Annotated in this window: 3 protein-coding genes and 3 pseudogenes; all 6 read left to right on the forward strand. The window is 36.3% G+C overall.

Going from position 1 to position 19,217, the window contains the following annotated elements:
* Window positions 1-6 precede the first annotated feature (6 nt).
* The 6 genes and pseudogenes from SH601_RS14805 to SH601_RS14820 all read left to right on the forward strand — a co-directional run bounded on the left by SH601_RS14805 (window position 7) and on the right by SH601_RS14820 (window position 19,210).
* A complete protein-coding gene (locus tag SH601_RS14805; protein ID WP_319959100.1) occupies window positions 7-978 on the forward strand; it encodes an acyltransferase domain-containing protein in 972 nt (323 codons plus the stop codon).
* Entirely contained in the window at window positions 975-3,257 is a 2,283-nt protein-coding gene (fabD, locus tag SH601_RS14810) for an ACP S-malonyltransferase (RefSeq protein WP_319959101.1), read from the forward strand. The genes SH601_RS14805 and fabD overlap by 4 nt, the downstream gene beginning before the upstream one ends.
* Window positions 3,250-7,788 (forward strand): annotated as a pseudogene (locus tag SH601_RS17700) (type I polyketide synthase); the annotation flags it as partial. The gene fabD and the pseudogene SH601_RS17700, both read left to right, overlap by 8 nt.
* A 186-nt stretch (window positions 7,789-7,974) precedes the next feature.
* Window positions 7,975-9,426: pseudogene (locus SH601_RS17705) on the forward strand (type I polyketide synthase); the annotation flags it as partial.
* Window positions 9,427-9,516: 90 nt separating this feature from the next.
* Window positions 9,517-11,151, forward strand: a pseudogene (locus SH601_RS17710) (polyketide synthase dehydratase domain-containing protein); the annotation flags it as partial.
* Entirely contained in the window at window positions 11,126-19,210 is an 8,085-nt protein-coding gene (locus SH601_RS14820) for an SDR family NAD(P)-dependent oxidoreductase (protein ID WP_319959103.1), read from the forward strand. The pseudogene SH601_RS17710 and the gene SH601_RS14820, both read left to right, overlap by 26 nt.
* Window positions 19,211-19,217: the final 7 nt, after the last annotated feature.

Here is a 19,217-nt window from a genome sequence, read left to right on the forward strand (position 1 = left end):
GATAATATGGAACAACGTGTTGTTTTTATGTTCTCAGGTCAAGGTTCACATTACTACCATATGGGCGAACAAATGTTCAATCACGATAATACTTTTCGTGAAGTGATGATCGAGCTTGATGGAATTGTTAAGAAGCTGATTGGTGAATCTATTATAAAAAAAATATATCAGAACAATATGAGAATGATGGATTCGTTCGATCGTCTCATTTATACCCATCCAGCGATTTTTATGATTGAATATTCTTTAACTCAAATGTTGATAGAGAAAGGAATAAAGCCAGAATGTGTTTTGGGAGTTAGCTTGGGGGAATATTCCTCTGCTACCATAGCTGGAATATTAAACGTCGATGAAGCGTTAGAATCAATTATCGTACAAGCTAATGCGATTGAAAAAACTTGCCCTGCCGGCAAGATGTTGGCAGTGCTGGGTCCTTACAGTATTTTTGAAGACCCAATGGTGAATCAAAATAGTGAACTAGCTTCAATTAATTATGACTCTCATTTTGTCATTTCTGGTGAAAGTAGAAAGCTTGATAAAATCGAGCAGTATTTACAAAATAAAGGAATATATATTCATAGATTACCTGTTTTGTTCGGCTTCCATTCATCAGCTATTGATCCTATTTCTCAACAATACAGAAACTACTTAGACAACAAATCTATCCAATTACCACAGATTGATTTTATTTCGGGTTTATATGGCGAAAAAATGGAACAAATCAATACTGATTATTTGTGGGACGTCATTAGAAAACCAATGAAATTTTCCGAGGCTATTCGCCTTCTTGAAGATAAGGCCCACCATTTATATTTAGATGTCGGTCCCTCAGGTACGTTATCGAATTTTGCTAAACATCATATTAATAGCCATTCACACTCAAATACTTATAGTATTATGACTCCTTTCAAAAGAGAATTACATAATTTAGATTTTTTGGAAAATAAAATAAAACAAGAGAGGATGGGGAAGAGATGAAAGCACTTATTTTTCCGGGCCAAGGTTCGCAGAAAAAGGGCATGGGTGCCAGTTTGTTTGAACAGTTTAAAGGCAAGGTAACATTAGCTGATCGGATATTAGGTTATTCTATTGAAGAGCTTTGTATAGAGGATCCACAAAATGTACTAGGGCAAACTCAATATACACAACCTGCTCTTTACATTATAAATGCCTTTCATTATTTTAATAAAGTTGATGATTTAGGGCGATTACCTGATTTTGTCGCGGGTCATAGTTTAGGAGAATATAACGCTTTATTAGCCGCCGGAGCTTTTGATTTTGAAACAGGGTTAAAACTTGTGAGAAAAAGAGGCGAACTGATGAGTCGAATCTCTGGAGGAGGTATGGCTGCAATAGTAGGACTAAACGCGGAACGTGTGGAGCAACTTTTTCTAGAAAACTATATACAAAATATTGATATCGCTAACTATAATACTCCTTCTCAAACGGTTATTGCTGGACCACTTGAAGATATTGCTCGAGTAAAACCCATTTTTGAAGATGCTGGCGGAATATATATTACTTTAAAAGTAAGCGGTGCTTTTCATTCAAGATATATGAATAAAGTTAAAGAAGAATTTTCTGAATACTTGGATGATTTTGAATTCAACGATCTAAATATACCCGTCATTTCAAACATCTATGCTCAACCCTATCGTAAAAATGAAATCAAAGCAAACTTAATTGATCAAGTTGATCATCCTGTAAAATGGACGAACAGCATCCGATATCTTCTTGGACATGACAATATTGAGATTGAAGAGGTAGGGCCAGGTCAAGTGCTTTCTAATCTGGTTAAGGGAATCAAGAAGGAAGCAAAGCCGTTAATAATACCAGACAAAACAAAACCAAAGCTAGAAAGAGAATCACAAAAACAACAGGCTATTATTATCGCATCCTCCTTGGGAAGTGAAAGTTTTAAAAATGACTACAACATTAAGTATGCTTATGTTACGGGAGCAATGTACCGCGGTATAGCGTCTAAGGAATTAGTTGTCCAAATGGGTAAAACAGGGTTGATGGGATATTTTGGAGCCGGTGGATTGAAAAAGTCTGAGATAGAAGATGCTATTTTATATATAAAACATGAATTAAAGAATGGACAAGCTTATGGCATCAATCTTTTATCAACACCAGATAACCCCCAAAAAGAACAAGATATCGTGGATTTATTGCTTAAATATAACGTTAAAAATGTAGAGGCTGCAGCTTATATTAGTATCGGACTTCAACTAGTCAGATATAGAGCTCATGGATTAGTTAGAAATAGAGATGGAAAAGTTTTATCTACTAATAGGATATTAGCTAAGGTATCTCGTCCTGAAGTAGCAGAAGAATTTTTGAGTCCTGCCCCAGAGAGAATTGTAGAAAAATTACTTCAGCAAAATGCCATCACAAAGCATCAAGCTGCTATGTTGAAGGAAGTTCCTATGGCAGATGATATTTGTGCGGAAGCGGATTCAGGTGGGCATACAGACCATGGGGTGGCATTTGTTTTACTACCAGGTATGTTACGTTTACGAGATAAAATGATGGAAAAGTATCAATATACAAAGAAAGTAAGGGTCGGGGCTGCTGGAGGAATTGGAACAGCGGAAGCCGCCGCTGCAGCCTTTATATTAGGGGCGGACTTTATTGTAACAGGTTCGATTAACCAATGTACGGTGGAATCAGGTGCGAGTGACGAAGTAAAAGATATGCTAAATAGTATGGATATTCAAGATACGGCGTCTGCACCCGCAGGTGATATGTTTGAAATAGGTGCACGTATTCAAGTGTTAAGAAAGGGGCTATTTTTTCCAGCAAGAGCAAACAAACTGTATGACCTGTATCGTCGACATCAATCATTGGAGGAAATTGACGAAAATACGAAGATACAAATCCAAGAAAAATATTTTAAAAGAAGTTTTGAAAGTATATTTATAGAAGCTAAGAAAAAGATGCGTCCTGAGGTTATCGCCAAGGCAGAACATAATCCCAAAAGTAAAATGGCTCTGATTTTTAAATGGTATTTCAATCATACTTCACAACTTGCCTTAAATGGTGATCCAGACCAGAGAGTAGATTATCAAATACACACGGGGCCAGCGTTAGGTGATTTTAACAGATGGGTGAAAGGAACTCCATTGGAAGATTGGAAAAACCGTAATGTTGACATTATAGCCGAAAAAATTATGGAAGATACGGCGGACATACTGAATAAACGGTTTAAACTCTTGAACGAGACAGGTAAGAGAGGGGTTAGTCTTAATGCATAAAAATACAGGAGATATTGCAATAGTTGGTATGGCTTGTCATTTTCCTGATGCGATTAACTATAATCAATTTTGGAATAATATACAGAACGGGGTCCAGTCTGTAAAGGATATCCCTCAGAAAAAATGGGATAACGAGCAATTTTATTCAGATGATATAAATACTCCAAACAAGATGAATATTCGTAAAATGGCTACAATAGAAGGGGGTGATTTATTCGATCATAATTTCTTTAATATTTCCCCAAGAGAAGCCAAGAATATGGATCCGCAACAAAGAATATTATTGGAAGAATCGTGGCATTGCATAGAAGATTCAGGAATTTCACTAGAATTGTTGCAGAAAGCAGTTACTTCGGTGTTCGTTGGTGTCATTAATACTGAATATCGTCATATAGTTACCGAAAATGGGGCAGACATTGACAGTTACATGAATCTAGGGACGTTTGAATCTGTATTGGCCAATCGCATTTCTCACATATTCAATTTTAGTGGAGCAAGTATGCCAGTAAACTCAGCTTGTGCCGCTTCTCTAGTAGCTGTTCATGATGCAATGCGATCATTACGGTTAGGAGACAGTGATTATTCTTTAGTAGGAGGAGTTAATGTAGCATTAGATCCTGGTAGATATATTTCCTATAGTAAGGCTAGAATGTTAAGTCCAGATGGGAAATGCAAAACTTTTGATAAAGATGCTAATGGTTTTGTACCAGGTGAAGGTGTTGGGGTTCTTCTCTTGCAACGCTTAGAGGATGCGCAATCAGAAGGCAATTATATATATGGAGTTTTAAAAGGATCTAATGTAAATCATTCAGGAAAAACAGCATCAATCACAGCTCCAAGTGTTGCGGCTCAGAAAAAGCTAATATCGGGAGCATATGCAGATGCAAAGATCAGTCCTGATACCGTCTCATATATCGAAACACATGGAACAGGAACTACATTGGGAGACCCGATTGAGATGGAAGCACTGATCCAATTGTTCCAGCAATATACGAATCGAAAACAATATTGTAATGTAGGGTCAGTTAAAACAAACATTGGACACTTAGAGTCTGCATCAGGAATAGCAGGGCTTATCAAAGTATTAATGATGATGCGTTATAGAAAAATAGCTCCTACGTTAAATTGCAATCAATTAAATCCGATTATTAACTTTGAATCTTCGCCATTTTGTTTGGCAAATGAGCTAGTTGATTGGCAACCTACCCAAGAACAGCTCCCCCTTCGGGCAGGAGTGAGTTCGTTCGGTTTTTCAGGGGTCAATTGCCATGTGCTTGTTGAAGAATATACACATCATGAAACTCCTAAAGTTACAGAAAAAGACGATGAAATATTTATATTATCAGCTAAAACGGCTAAGAGCTTGGAAGGGCAAATCGAAGAATGGCAATCATTTGTTGAAGAAGATATCTTTAAAAATAATTATTTAAAAGATATTTGTGCTACCTTACAAACAGGAAGAGGTGCTTATCCATACCGATATGGGGTTCAAATTAGTAGCAAGGATGAGTTAAAGTCTTATTTAAAAAACGTGACCTTTTCGAATGTAGAAGATAAACCATGGAACTTGTGCATTGGGGAAGCAGACTTAACGGGGTATTCAGAAGAGATTGAAAAACTTATTAATGGTAACCATATGTTTAATAAACACTTGACCCATGTCTTATCACTGGTAGATAACAAAGAATTCTGGAATAAACATTGGGGTAATGAATATCGTTCACAATATTCGTTTGCAGTATATTATGCGTATGTACAAACGTTGATGGAACTCGGTTTTATACCTGATTTGATCTCATCGAAGCAAAGTGGTATATGGGTTAGTCTGGCCATAAGCAATATTTTGAAATTAGAGGATGTTTTGGATGTATTAAGCGGTAAAAAGGGAGAAGAAAAGGTGGCATTTTATCGGCCAACTATGCCTTTTTATGATTCGGTCCATAAGAAAGTTATTTTGCCATGGTATTTTAACGAGGATTACTTACTACAACTGCAATCAAGGCTATTTGAAGATGAAAACTTATATCTTAATTATGTACCAACATATATTGAAAAAGCACGGCTACTCTTAACAAGTCAGTTTACTTTCAAAAGATACATTGAAGAATGGAATGAATTAACGAAAAAAGAATTGGGACTAGATATTATCCTATTTTTATATGATGATTCGTTACTTGATGTTACATCTAAGGAAAAAGGTATTAAAAGATTATTGTTGATGATTATCATGAGTTCCTTAAATAAGTTGAATCTTAAATGGGGTTTATCAGAAAAAAAGCAATTTGAACATGATGCTTTTTATGAATTACTCCATTTGATTATTGATGGAGTGTTGACAAAACAGAGATTTCTTCAATTTCTTATGGGATCAAATACACATGACAAAGAGATTGCCGAATCACTAAACCAGCGCCAAAATAATCTGAATAGAGAACGTGAATACCCATTGGCTAAAGCATTAAATCAGAATATTACGGAAGTTGGTAATGTTTCTAAATGGTTATTAAGCGCAATTAATGAAACAAACATTCACGTTGTTAAAGAAGATATGAACAATATTGTACTGAAAAGCCATAATAATGATAGAACCTATGATTCGGTTAGCTATGGGATTAGCTTGGATATGAAATCTACATTGCTTCAACTTTGGCAGAAAGGGGTTAACATAGAATGGAATATACTCTATGAACAAGAGACTTTCCGTAAAGTACCATTACCTGTCTATAACTATACACGTCGATCATTCTGGCCATCTAATGAAAATAAATCTGTTCCTCAACCAATTAATACAGTTACTCCAAATGAGGAGCATTCAGTTATGACATATCATCAAACAGTATGGAAGGAAACTGATTTAAAGGCCGAGATGTCCCCTGACAAGTTTAAAGGCACGTTGCTTTTATTTGATGATCAGACTGAATTGTTTGATATGTTAGATAACCAACTAAAAAGCAATTCAGAAGCACAAACTATTCTTGTTCAACCAGGAACTAAATTTATGGATAAAGGAAGTAATAAATATGAAATAAACCCAATACAACAAGAAGATTACACGAAATTATTTAATCAACTAAAACAAAGGAATCTCATTCCTTTCACATTTGTTCACCATACGTCTCATACTAAATCCTTTGCTGAAGAAAATATATTACGCCAACAACTTTATTATGGATTTTATTCATTATATTACATGACACAAGCATTTATGAAGTGCAAACTAGATAAAATCACACTATTGACTTTGGCAGCAAAGAATACTTCTCATCCACAACCTCAGCATGAAGCTTTAAGCAGTTATATTAAAACAATTCAACAAGAAAATCCATCATATACATGTAAATATGTGCAGATTGATAGTTCATATGAACAACCAGATTGGAGTAAAGTTATTTGGAACGAATTATTCATTGCCGGAGATACGGCCAATGATATTCAATACACAAGCAATAAGCGGTATATAAAAAGGCTTGAAGAAGTGGAAGTTGACAATCAACGAACCTCACAAATTCAACTTCACACGGATGGAGCATATATCATTACAGGAGGTCTAGGTGGGCTGGGATTAATCATTGCCGAGCATTTGGCCAAACAGTCTAGTGTATCTTTAGTACTAACTGGACGCTCTCCTTTAGATAAAGCAAAGGAAAATCAGATTAATAAAATAAAAAAACTTTGTACTAATGTCACCTATATTCAGGTAGATGTTTCGGATAAATCCGATGTAAGTATGTTAATAAAACAAGTAAAAAAACAATTTAATTGTATTCGCGGTATCATACATTCTGCTGGTGTACATAAAAGTGGAATAATTATGCATAAGACTATTGATGAAATAGAAGAGGTACTTGCACCAAAAGTCTGGGGTACCTTTTACCTTGATGAATATACAAAAGATGAGCCATTAGATTTTTTTGTCATGTTTTCTTCTATAGTTAGTGTCGTAGGTGAGGTTGGTTTAAGTGATTATGCATATGCTAACAGCTTTATGGATCACTATACAAAATGGCGTGAAATGCACCGGCAAAAACAGCAACGATCAGGGAAAACACTATCAATTAGTTGGCCAATATGGGAGAAAGGTGGAATTCAATTATCAAAGGTTATAAATAAACAATTTTTCGAGCAAACAGGTCTTAACCCTCTCCCTGCACAAAAGGGCATTCAGTTTTTTAATAATCTAACATTTAACGTAGCAACTCTTTCTCATTGCTTAGTAGGCTATGGTGATAAAAATAAGGTTCAATATTTTTTAGATAAACATTTTGGTCAAGAAAAAGTACTCGTTCAAGAAGAACAACAAGAACAAAATGAACTGGTAGATTTAGAGTTGTTGTATGAAAAAACTGCATATTTATTCAAGACAATCATTGCGGAAGAATTGGGGGGAGCAGTCGAAGAAATAGATTTGGAAGTAACTTTTGAGGAATATGGCATCGACTCGATTATGATTCACCATTTTAATGCGAGATTAGAAAGTGAATTTGGTTCCATTTCAAAAACTCTGTTTTTTGAGTATCGATGCTTGAAAGATCTGATTGATTATTTTGTGCAAAATAATGTGCAATTACTCGTTACTCACTTTGGTTTAAACTTAGAAGATTCTTCAGTAAATATTGAACAACAACAGTTAGTAGTTAATTCTAAGCTTCAGAATGACAAGGCGTCTGAAGCGCAAATACAAAAAGCTGAGTATGATGAAAAAACAAATATACCTATTAAAAGGAAATATCAAATTGATGATATTGCAATTGTAGGTGTAGCTGGACGTTATCCAGGTGCTAATAACCTGGATGAATTTTGGGATAATCTTGTTACAGGGAAAGGCTGTGTTACTGAGATTCCTATTAGTCGTTGGGACTACCGAGACTATTATGATCCTAACCCTGATAAAGCAGATGAGGGGAAAATTTACTGTAAGTGGGGGGGATTCCTTGAAAACATTGATTTTTTTGATCCCTTGCTTTTTAATATTTCACCTCGTGAAGCAGAGAGTATGGATCCACAAGAGCGCTTATGGCTACAAACTGTATGGTCCACATTAGAGGATGCAGGATATACTCGGGATCAACTCCGAAAATATGTTGCCCACAAAGACCAAGCAGATATAGGTGTTTTCGTTGGTGTAACCACCAATTCTTATCAGTTGATTGGTCTAGAGTCATGGCGAGATGGAGATAATCGTCTTCCGCATTCCTTGCCATGGTCACTAGCAAATCGTGTGTCATATATTTTTAACTTCAATGGACCAAGCATGCCTGTTGATACTGCATGTTCATCGTCACTTACTGCCATTCATCTAGCATGTGAAAGTTTACGTAAAGGAGAAGCTTCAGTTGCAGTGGCTGGAGGAGTAAATTTATTGCTTCATCCTATGGAATATGCCTTTAGGTGCCAAAAGAGAATGCTTTCCCCAACAGGTAGATGTCATAGCTTTGGGGAAGAGGGAGACGGCTATGTGCCAGGTGAAGGGGTAGGTGCTATCTTGTTAAAACCACTTCATGATGCAGTTGCAGATGGTGATCAAATTTATGCAGTAATTAAGGGAACTGCGATTAATCATGGCGGTAGAACAAATGGGTATACTGTTCCAAACCCAAAGGCTCAAGCAGATGTTATTACTCAGGCATTAAAGAAATCGAATGTAGATCCACAGGAGATTAGTTATATAGAGGCACATGGGACAGGGACATCATTAGGTGATCCTATTGAAATCAATGGTTTAACACAGGCATTCAATTCTTATAGGGGGCTCAAACAATATTGTTCCGTGGGTTCGGTAAAATCCAATATTGGTCATTTGGAAGCAGCAGCAGGAATATCGGGTCTAACAAAAATTTTGCTACAAATGAAATATAAACAGTTAGTTCCATCTCTTCATGCAGAAAAAATTAATCCGAATATAAATTTACAAGATACGCCTTTTTATGTACAAAAACATTTCACCAAGTGGAAGCAACCTGTCATAACACAAGGCAATGAAAACAAAATTTGTCCACGTATAGCTGGAATCAGTTCTTTTGGAGCGGGAGGAGCCAATGCCCATGTTATTTTGGAAGAATATAGTGTGCCGGATTCAAACCTATTGAACAAGGATAATAAGCCTTCATCATACGTTATTGCTCTATCTTCTCAAAACGAGGATCGATTAAAGGAAAACGTGAAAAGTCTTTATCAATTTCTTGCTAGAGATTTAGAAAATGTCCCACATGCAATCGATAAGGAAAATTTGATTCATCGTATTGAGCAAGACTTATTAGATATTATTGCGGAAATACTTAAGATGAGCAAAGAATCTTTTCCTGAATCAGATTTTGGTGATTATTTTGTTGATCCTCTTCACTTAAAGCAATTGGCAGACCGTATAAATGAAGAATTTGAATTTGAAATATCACCGTCACTTTTTTCTGAATTTAATGTGCTGACGGATCTTGCGGAGTATTTATACAATGAGTATAAAAATAAGCTTCAATCATATTACAGAGATAGCTCTTTGCATAATAAAAAAGTAAAAATAGCAGATCGTTTAAGCTTATCTGATGTCGCTTACACATTACAGGTTGGCAGGGAAGAAATGGATGAACGCTTTGCTGTTGTTGTTTCCGATATGGAAGATTTAATGGGAACTTTATATGACTTTTATAATGGTCATACCCTGCCCAATGTATATACGGGGAATGTTCAGCGGGATAAAGACCGTTTTAGTCTTTTTACTAAAGGTAGAGCAGGACAAGAATTTTTAAAAATGCTTGTCCAAGATAATGAATGGGATCAATTGGCTCCGTTGTGGGCTTCTGGAGTTAATATCAACTGGAACCTACTTTATTCTAAACATCAACCAAAGCGAGTATCCTTACCAAGCTATCCTTTTGCGCAAGAGAGCTATTGGTTAAGAAACCAAAAGTCACACAGTCCTAATCAAGTACAAAAATTACACCCGTTATTGGATCAAAATTTGTCCAATTTTTATGAACAGAGATTTAGTACTCAATTGCAAAAAGATAAATTTTATGTTTCGGATCATTTAATTATGGGGGAAAATGTATTTCCTGCCGCTGCCATGTTGGAAATGGCTCGAGCAGCAGGAGAGTTTGCAGGAGATAGAAAAGTGCATAAGATTACAAAAGTTGTTTGGCCAGAGCGGATAACTGTCGGGCAAGAAGACCAAAACATTTATATAGGATTACGTACTAATGAAGGTGGTGCGGACTTTACAATTACTTCATCGGAGCGTAACAATTCGGATCACCTTCATTCAGAAGGAAGAGTAGAATTTTCAGAAGGAAACGGATTATCAACCGAAATTATTGACTTAAAAGCAATCAGCAACAGATGCACGCAAAAAATTTCTAAACAACTGTACTACAATCGTTTAAAAGAAATCGGACTACAGTATGGGCCGTGCTTCCAAGCGATTCAATCGGTATCTTATGGGAAAAACGAAGTCATTGCACACCTATTTTTACCAGAAGAACTCTCTAATAATCCCGAAACAAGTCTTGAAAGTTTCTTGTTGCATCCTTCTTTAGTGGATGGGGCTTTACAATCATCTTTAGTATTAATTAATGAAGCAATGATAGATCATACAGTACTGCCTTTTGCTATCGGTGAAATGACGATCATCCGACCATTAAAAGAGGAGTGTTTTGCTTATGCAACCCTGCATGAAAAACAGCCAGGAAATGGTATATACAGAATGAATGTAAATATTACTGATCAGCAGGGACAGATATTAGTAAAAGTAAAAGATTTTACACTTAGAATATCTCGTCAAGGTGTAAATAAACGTGAAGAAGTATTGAAATTGTTCCAAAGTCTAGAACGGAATGAAATAGATATCGCTGATGTTGAACGTTTAGTGGGGGGATACTATGAAAAATCATATACATTTGAATAGACGAGAGATATTAGAAAAAATAAAAAAACGTCAACTTACCCCAGAAGAGGGGATAGAGCTGTACGAATGGTTGCACGTTGACACTCAAAATCACGTCATCTCTAATAGTGATCAAACAATATATTATCGTACGGAATGGAAAAAGTCAGAAATTCAATTCTCAGTAAAAAAGAAACATACAGAGGAACTAACCCTCATTTTCGATAGAAACACTGATTTATTTGAACAATGGAAAAAAGAAAATGTGGTACGTGATAATCAGGTTATTCTAATTACTCCATCTGAAAGTTATAGGGCTGTAAATAGAACTCATTATCACATAAATCCGAATGATAAAAAGGATTATCATAAATTATTAGCAGAATTAAGTAGTAATAACAAACAGCCAACTCAAATTATTTATAATTGGTCTATACATGAACCGTTATTTGATAAGACTAAGGAATTTTATCCAGTCTTTTATCTATCACAAGTATTAATAGAACAGAAATTGAACAATGAAGTGATTTTACTTTATTTTTATTCAAATGAACAGGGGCAAAATCCTCAATGTGCAGCAATCAGTGGTTTTGCTCAAACAGTACGCCTAGAATATCCTCTACTTAAAATTAAAACGATTGAATTAAGTGAAAGTTCCTATGGGATGGCTACACAATTGTACACCAAGGCAAGCAACGAGCTTCGGGCCGAAGATGATTCCATAATCATCCGTTATAAAGGAAATTACCGTTATATAAGGATTCTAAAAGAATTTCAAATCGAGAAGGAACAATCCAATACTTCAGCATTAAAAGAAAATGGTGTTTATCTTATAACCGGTGGTGCCGGGGGATTGGGAATGACTTTTGCCAAGTATATAGCAAAGAAAATAAAAGGAAAGTTGGTTTTGGTAGGCCGTTCTTTACTGACTCAAGAATTAAAACAAAAAATTCAAGTTATAGAGTCTTTTGGTGCAGAAGTCATGTATATTCAGGCTGATATATCTAGGTCGGAAGATATGACGAAGGTCGTTCATCAAACAAATCTACGGTTTGGAAACATTAATGGTGTTATCCACAGTGCCGGTGTTATTCAGGATTCCTTTTTATTGAAAAAAGACGTTCAACAAGTCAAGGAAGTACTATCTCCAAAATTACAAGGAACATGGAATCTTGATGAAGCGACAAAGAATCATGAATTGGACTTTTTTGTTCTGTTTTCATCTATTACTGCTTTGATTGGTAACATAGGACAAAGCGATTACGCTTACGCAAACCATTTAATGGATCATTTTGTTTATATGCGTTCCCAGATGAAGAGGCCGGGTAAATCACTATCTATCAATTGGCCGTTTTGGAAAGAGGGTGGTATGAGTATCGATCAAGAATTAATAGAGGATATATACAACAGAATGGGAATCGCCCCTCTTAAGGAAGATTCTGGACTAAAAGCATTTGAATATGCTTTACAATCATCTGCAACACAAGTATTAGTTGTTGAGGGTGATAATCAAAAGATGAAAAAGTCTTTGGAAGTGAATTCTTTGCATACAAATACACGAGAAAGAGAACAGATGTCTATAGAAAACATCGTATCTAAAGATGAGTTTAAAGAGGATTTGATTCTCTACATTAAAAATCTACTATCAGAGGAAACAAAGTTTCCAGTAAGTAAAATAAACGCTCAAGCTCCATTGGAAGAATACGGGATTGATTCTGTTATGGTACTACGCTTAACAAGGGAATTAGAAGATCAATTTGGTGATTTATCAAAAACATTGTTTTTTGAATATCAAACCATCGAGGAATTAGCTACTTATTTTCAAAGCGATCATCACGAACAATTGGTTGAAATGTTCGGAGTTAGAACAAAGGAGTCTGAGCAATCTGAAAAAAGTCAGTCTCAGTATCAACTAGTGTCACAAAATCAGATAAGTAGCACAACAGATGAGATACCAAACAACAGCAACTTATTATATCAGCATCGTTCCACCCATCAGAATATGAGTCAAATTGATGATGAAATAGCTATAATTGGCGTAAGTGGACGTTACCCAATGGCAAATGACATAGAGGAATTATGGAGGAATTTAAAAAGTGGAAAGGACTGTATTTCAGAGATACCTAAGGAGCGGTGGGATTTTAGGAAGTACTACGATCCAGATAAACATAAAAAAGGAAAATCCTATTCGAAGTGGGGAGGCTTTATTGACAATGTAGACAAATTTGATCCATTGTTTTTCAATATATCTCCTCGCGAATCGGAATCGATGGATCCACAGGTACGTTTGTTTATGGAAACAGTTTGGAAAACAATAGAGGATGCTGGCTATACGAAGGATTCGTTACATAATGTGGGTGTTTATGTGGGTGTTTTGTACGGACACTATCAATTGTACGGAGTAGACGAGAGACGGAGTAATATGAACTTTGTTCCAGACTCATCGTTTTCCTCTATAGCCAATCGCATTTCCTATCATTTCAATTTTCATGGGCCAAGTATGGCAGTAGATACAATGTGCTCTTCTTCATTAACAGCTGTTCATCTTGCCTGTGAAAGTATTCTCAAAGGGGAATGTGAAACTGCAATCGCAGGTGGTGTCAATCTTACAATACATCCAAATAAGTATCTTCAGCTAAGTAATGGTAGCTTTGCTTCTACAGATGGACGTTGTCGTAGCTTTGGAGCAAACGGTGACGGATATGTACCGGGTGAAGGTGTTGGCTCAATCCTATTGAAACCAGTTAGCAAAGCTATAGAAGATGGGGATTATATATATGCCGTTATCAAAGGAACGACTGTAAACCATGGTGGGAAAACTAATGGCTATACCGTGCCTAACCCTAATGCTCAAGCACGTTTGATAGCGAATGCATTAGAAAAGTCTAACATTGATCCTAGAACAATAAGTTATATTGAGGCCCATGGTACAGGAACAGCATTAGGAGATCCAATTGAGATAACAGGATTAACAAAAGCTTTTGAAGAACAGACAATGGACAAAGGGTTTTGCTCAATAGGTTCTGCTAAATCTAATATCGGGCATTTAGAGGCGGCAGCTGGGATTGCTGGGATCACTAAAGTTCTATTGCAAATGAAATACAAGCAACTGGTACCTTCAATACATTCACAAGAACTAAATCCAAATATAGATCTGGATGCCTCTCCTTTTTATATACAGCATCAATTGGAAGAATGGAGACGTCCAACTATAGAAGAAAATGGCGTTTCAATAACTTTCCCAAGAAGATCTGGTATTAGTTCCTTTGGGGCTGGAGGATCTAATGCGCACATTATTATAGAGGCACACCAAAATCAACATCGTTTATTAACACAAGAAGCTGAGCAGGAACCATATCTAATGGTGTTATCAGCAAAAAATGAGGCTAGACTTCGTCAGTATTGCCAAATATATGCTGAATTTCTAAAAGAAACTTCTAGTTCCCTTCATGATATAGCTTACACTCTACAAGTAGGAAGAGAGGCTATGGAAGAAAGAGTGGCTATGGTTGTCTCTAGTAAGAAGGAATTTGCAGAAAAACTATCACGCTTTTCTCAAGGTCAAGAGGATATTGAACAAATGTATCGTGGGAATGTAAAGGATCAGTTAGAAAAGGAAAACCTCATTGACGGGGATGAGGGCGATGCATTTATCCGTTTGATTATAAAAAATCAAAATTTTGTTAAACTAGCACAGCTTTGGGTAACAGGTGAAGTGATTGATTGGGGACTGTTGTATTGGGGGAAAAATCCTTACCGTGTTTCTCTACCTACTTATCCTTTTGCTAGTGAGAGCTATTGGGTTCCTGAAGTAGAGGATGACGAGGAGAAACCTTTAACGGTGCAAGGAGAAGTAGCAAAATTACATGAATTGTTGGATGTAAACGAATCTACTTTATATGAACTACGCTTTAAAAAAGTTATGAAAAGAAAAGATTCACTAGTAACTGACAATCTCATCCATGGAAATCGAGTGGTTCCGAGTGTTGTCTTTCTGGAAATGGCCAAAGAGGCTGGTCAACTCGCAAATAGTAATAAACAGGTAACACAGATTCTTAATGTAGAGTTTTCCAGGCCTCTTGTTTTAAACAAAGAAAAACAAGATATATGGGTCAATTTATATACAGACGATCAGCAAGTTTATTTTGAGATTACGACTATGGATGATGACCAAAAAATCGTATGTGCTCAAGGGGAATTAATATACGAGAATACACTGGAAAATCAGAGCATTTCTATCATAAATAATAGTATTGAAGGTATAAAAGATAAGTTGATGAATCATTTAATAGATAAGGAATTTTACTCCTTATTGGACAATTACAATTTTCATTACGGACCAACCTTTCAGGTCATAAAGGAATATGGATATAACCAAAAGGAAGCATATGCTTATTTGGAGTTACCAGAGATAGTTGAAGAAAATATTTCAGCCTATACAATGTATCCGCCATTTATGGATGGGGCTTTACAAACATTATATGCATGGTTAACAAAGGAGATATCTTTCGCTAGTTATTCATACGAGTTGGATTCCTTAGGAAAAATTAACATTCTTGCTCCATTATCTAAAACATGTCACGTACACGCTGTTTTACTAGAAGAGGAAAGCGGTGAAAGCCTCAAAGTGTTTGATTTGTTTCTGTATAATAATACTGGTCAACTTGTAATCAGTATAGAGCATGTAAAATTAGTTGCTAATCAGGGAATCATTCATCAATCTCAAGACAAAGAAGGGTACATTGAAACAGGACAGCATATGTTAGTTAAACAATGGAGAGAAAGTAGCGAAAAGCAAAAACGAACGGAAAAGCATATAGAATCAGTACTAATCGTTGTTAACGAAAAGACACGGATGCTAGGGGAGCAGTTAATGGAGCAGTGGTCTGTCAACGGCACGATCTTAGATTATGCAGAATTAGACATTTGTGTTGAAGAGCCAGCAATATTGAAGCAAAACTTTCAAGCTGTTATTGATTTTTCTGATTTATATGGTTCTACTGGGAATTCAGATAAGAGAAGCACGGAAAAATTGGTACTATTACAAAATATTATAAAAAGCAATCAGCGACATCCACTTATCATTTTACATGTCACAGGGGGGTTACAAACCTTCCGTACCCAACATTCGACACTGGCTGGAGCGGAGTTAGCGGGAGTTGTTAAGATGTTAGGGGCTGAATATAGCAAATTACAAGCACGAACTATAGACGCTGATTTTTCCGTAACAGACATTGAATCCTGGTTAGAAATGCTTACTAATGAAATAACTATTGTGGATTCAGAAAGTGAAATCTGTTATCGTGACGGAAATAGATATATCCCTTACATGGCTATGGCCGGAACTGATCATCAAAAATTGAAAAAGACTAAAATAGACAAAAATAAAGTGTATGTGATTACAGGTGGTACACGTGGTATAGGGATGGAGATGGCAAAACACTTCGTCTCAAAAGGTGCACGCAAATTAGTATTAATGGGGATACAACAAATCCCGCCACGGAATGAATGGAAAAACATATTACAGAATCAACATGTTGATCAAAGTTTGAGCAATAAATTAAATACAATTTTGAATTTGGAAAGCCAAGGAGCGAATGTCTACTTATATTCCGGCTCGTTAACAGAGGAGAGCAAATTAAAAACATATTTCAATGAAATTAGGCAACATGGAGAGGAAATAGGTGGGGTTGTTCACTGTGCAGGAATCGCGATTAACAATGATCTAGCCTTTATTAATAAGAAAGTTGAAGACATTGATCAAGTTTTCGAACCTAAAGTAAGAGGATTACAAACATTGCATCGAATTTTTGTTGATGATCCACTTGATTTCTTTATTCTCTCTTCTTCTGTCTCAGCACTTATTCCTGTATTAGGTGTAGGAGTCAGTGATTATGCCGCTGCGAATTCATTTATGGACTATTTTGCGGCTTATCAGCATAGTCAAGGTCACAATTATTATTTATCGATTAATTGGCCAAGTTGGAAAGAAGTCGGTATGGGAGAAGTCACGGGTCCAGTGTATCAAAATATGGGATTGCTCGCTCATTCAACAGTAGATGGACTAACCATGTTAGACCATGCAATGGAATTAAACCAGGAAACATGTATGCCTTGCTTGGTTAATCAAAACCAATTCAAGATGCAAAATTTACTGTTTTTTCAAGGGATTAAGAATAATGACAATCCAGTCTATTCAGTACAAAAAAACAAAGAAGAGAATCATTCTATAAAATCGACAGATATTTCTACTTTTCAAAAATGGCTGACAGAACTTTTTTCTAAAGAATTGCGTATTCCTAAAGAAAAGTTAGAAGAAAATACAGACTTTGGTGAATTTGGGTTAGATTCTATACTACTGGTAGATATCATTAATACAGTTGAGAAGCGACTAGGTACAACTTTAGATCCCTCAGTGTTCTTAGAGTACCCAACGTTGAACAGACTGAGTACATTTTTAACAAGTAAATACTCAATTGAGATGGATGAAGAAAAGAGAAAACAGAGACCAGGAGATGAGGACCAAGCGAGTAAACACTTAATGGCTTCGAGCTCTCATCAAGATATTGAGCTAGATTTTAGCAATCAAGCTCGAAAAACGTTACCCCCCTATACTCAACGTTCAGATTCCCTTTTCAACCTGTCCAACGAAAAGAAATCTGTTCTTCCGAAAATAGCAGTTATCGGTATAGGTTGTCACTTCCCTGGAGCCAGTAATAAAGAAGCTTTTTGGGAAAATCTAGCATATGGCAAAAGCGGTATAGTAGAGGTACCATCAACACGTTGGGATGTTGAACAGTTCTATTCCCCACATCATGAAACAGGAAAAAGTATAAGTAAATGGGGTGGATTTATTGATGGGATAGAGCTTTTTGATCCAGAATTTTTTGGTATTAGTCAAGAAAATGCAGCTCAAATTGATCCTCTAGTTCGTCAGTTTTTAGAAGTAAGCACCGAGACAATAAGAGATGCCGGATATGAACAAAGTGAACTGTCCAATCGACGAATTGGTGTCTTTGTAGGATCAAGGGTAAGTGACTATTCATCCCGTATTACCCACTTAAAAAAGAATAGTATTATTGGGATGGGTCAGAACTTTATCGGGGCTTATGCTTCTCAATATTTCAATTTCAAAGGCCCGAATATGGTCATTGATACAGCCTGTTCTTCATCATTGGTCAGCATACATTTAGCTTGCCAAAGTTTGCTTTCTGGTGAATCAGAAATGGCTTTAGCAGGCGGAGTGGACATTTTACTCGATGAAAATCCTTATCTTGTTCTCAGTGAAGGTCGGGCTCTATCCCCCGATGGAAAATGTCATACTTTTGATGCCAAAGCTAATGGTTTTGTTCCAGGCGAGGGAAGTGGTGCTGTATTACTAAAGCCTTTTGAAAAGGCTTTAGAAGATGGTGATCAGATTTATGGTGTCATTGATTCAACAGCTGTTAACAATGATGGCCGTACAATGGGAGTCACAACACCAAGCGAAGAAGGGCAACGTGCAGTTATATTAGAAGCATTGCGTAAAGGAAAAATCAATCCCAACACTATTAGTTATATTGAAACACACGGTACTGGTACGATGATCGGCGATCCAATTGAACTAAAGGGTTTGACTAAAGTATTTCGTGAATTTACTGATGAAAGACAATTCTGTGGGGTGGGTAGTGTAAAAACAAATATTGGACATCTTTTAAGTGCAGCTGGTATTGCAAGTTTTATTAAAGTTATACTTTCACTGCATCATAAAAAGCTTCCACCAACCTTAAATTGTGAAACGCCTAATCCACGGTTTGAGTTTTCTGAATCACCCTTTTATCCCAATAATGAGTACAAAGATTGGGATGCACTCAACGGTATACGGCGTACAGGCATCAGTTCCTTTGGATTTGGCGGAACAAATGCGCATGTAATTGTTAGTGAACTAGGCCAACAGCTTGTAGAGCAGCATCAACAAAAAAGACAGCCGTTATTGCCCATACAATTTAAACGAAAGCGATATTGGTTGGATAAACAATCTGATATTAAGCAAGAAGAAGAGGGGCAGCTTCCTTCATTATTCGAATTTGATATTATTTAAAAAGGAA

The sequence above is a fragment of the Gracilibacillus pellucidus genome (assembly GCF_033949965.1).
Taxonomy (GTDB): Bacteria; Bacillota; Bacilli; order Bacillales; family Amphibacillaceae; genus Gracilibacillus; species Gracilibacillus pellucidus.

Excerpts from the sequence above, each read along its gene's own strand:
- SH601_RS14820 (WP_319959103.1), top strand. The coding sequence starts at position 11,126 with ATGAAAAATCATATACATTTGAATAGACGAGAGATATTAGAAAAAATA.
- fabD (WP_319959101.1), top strand. The coding sequence starts at position 975 with ATGAAAGCACTTATTTTTCCGGGCCAAGGTTCGCAGAAAAAGGGCATG.
- SH601_RS14805 (WP_319959100.1), top strand. The coding sequence starts at position 7 with ATGGAACAACGTGTTGTTTTTATGTTCTCAGGTCAAGGTTCACATTAC.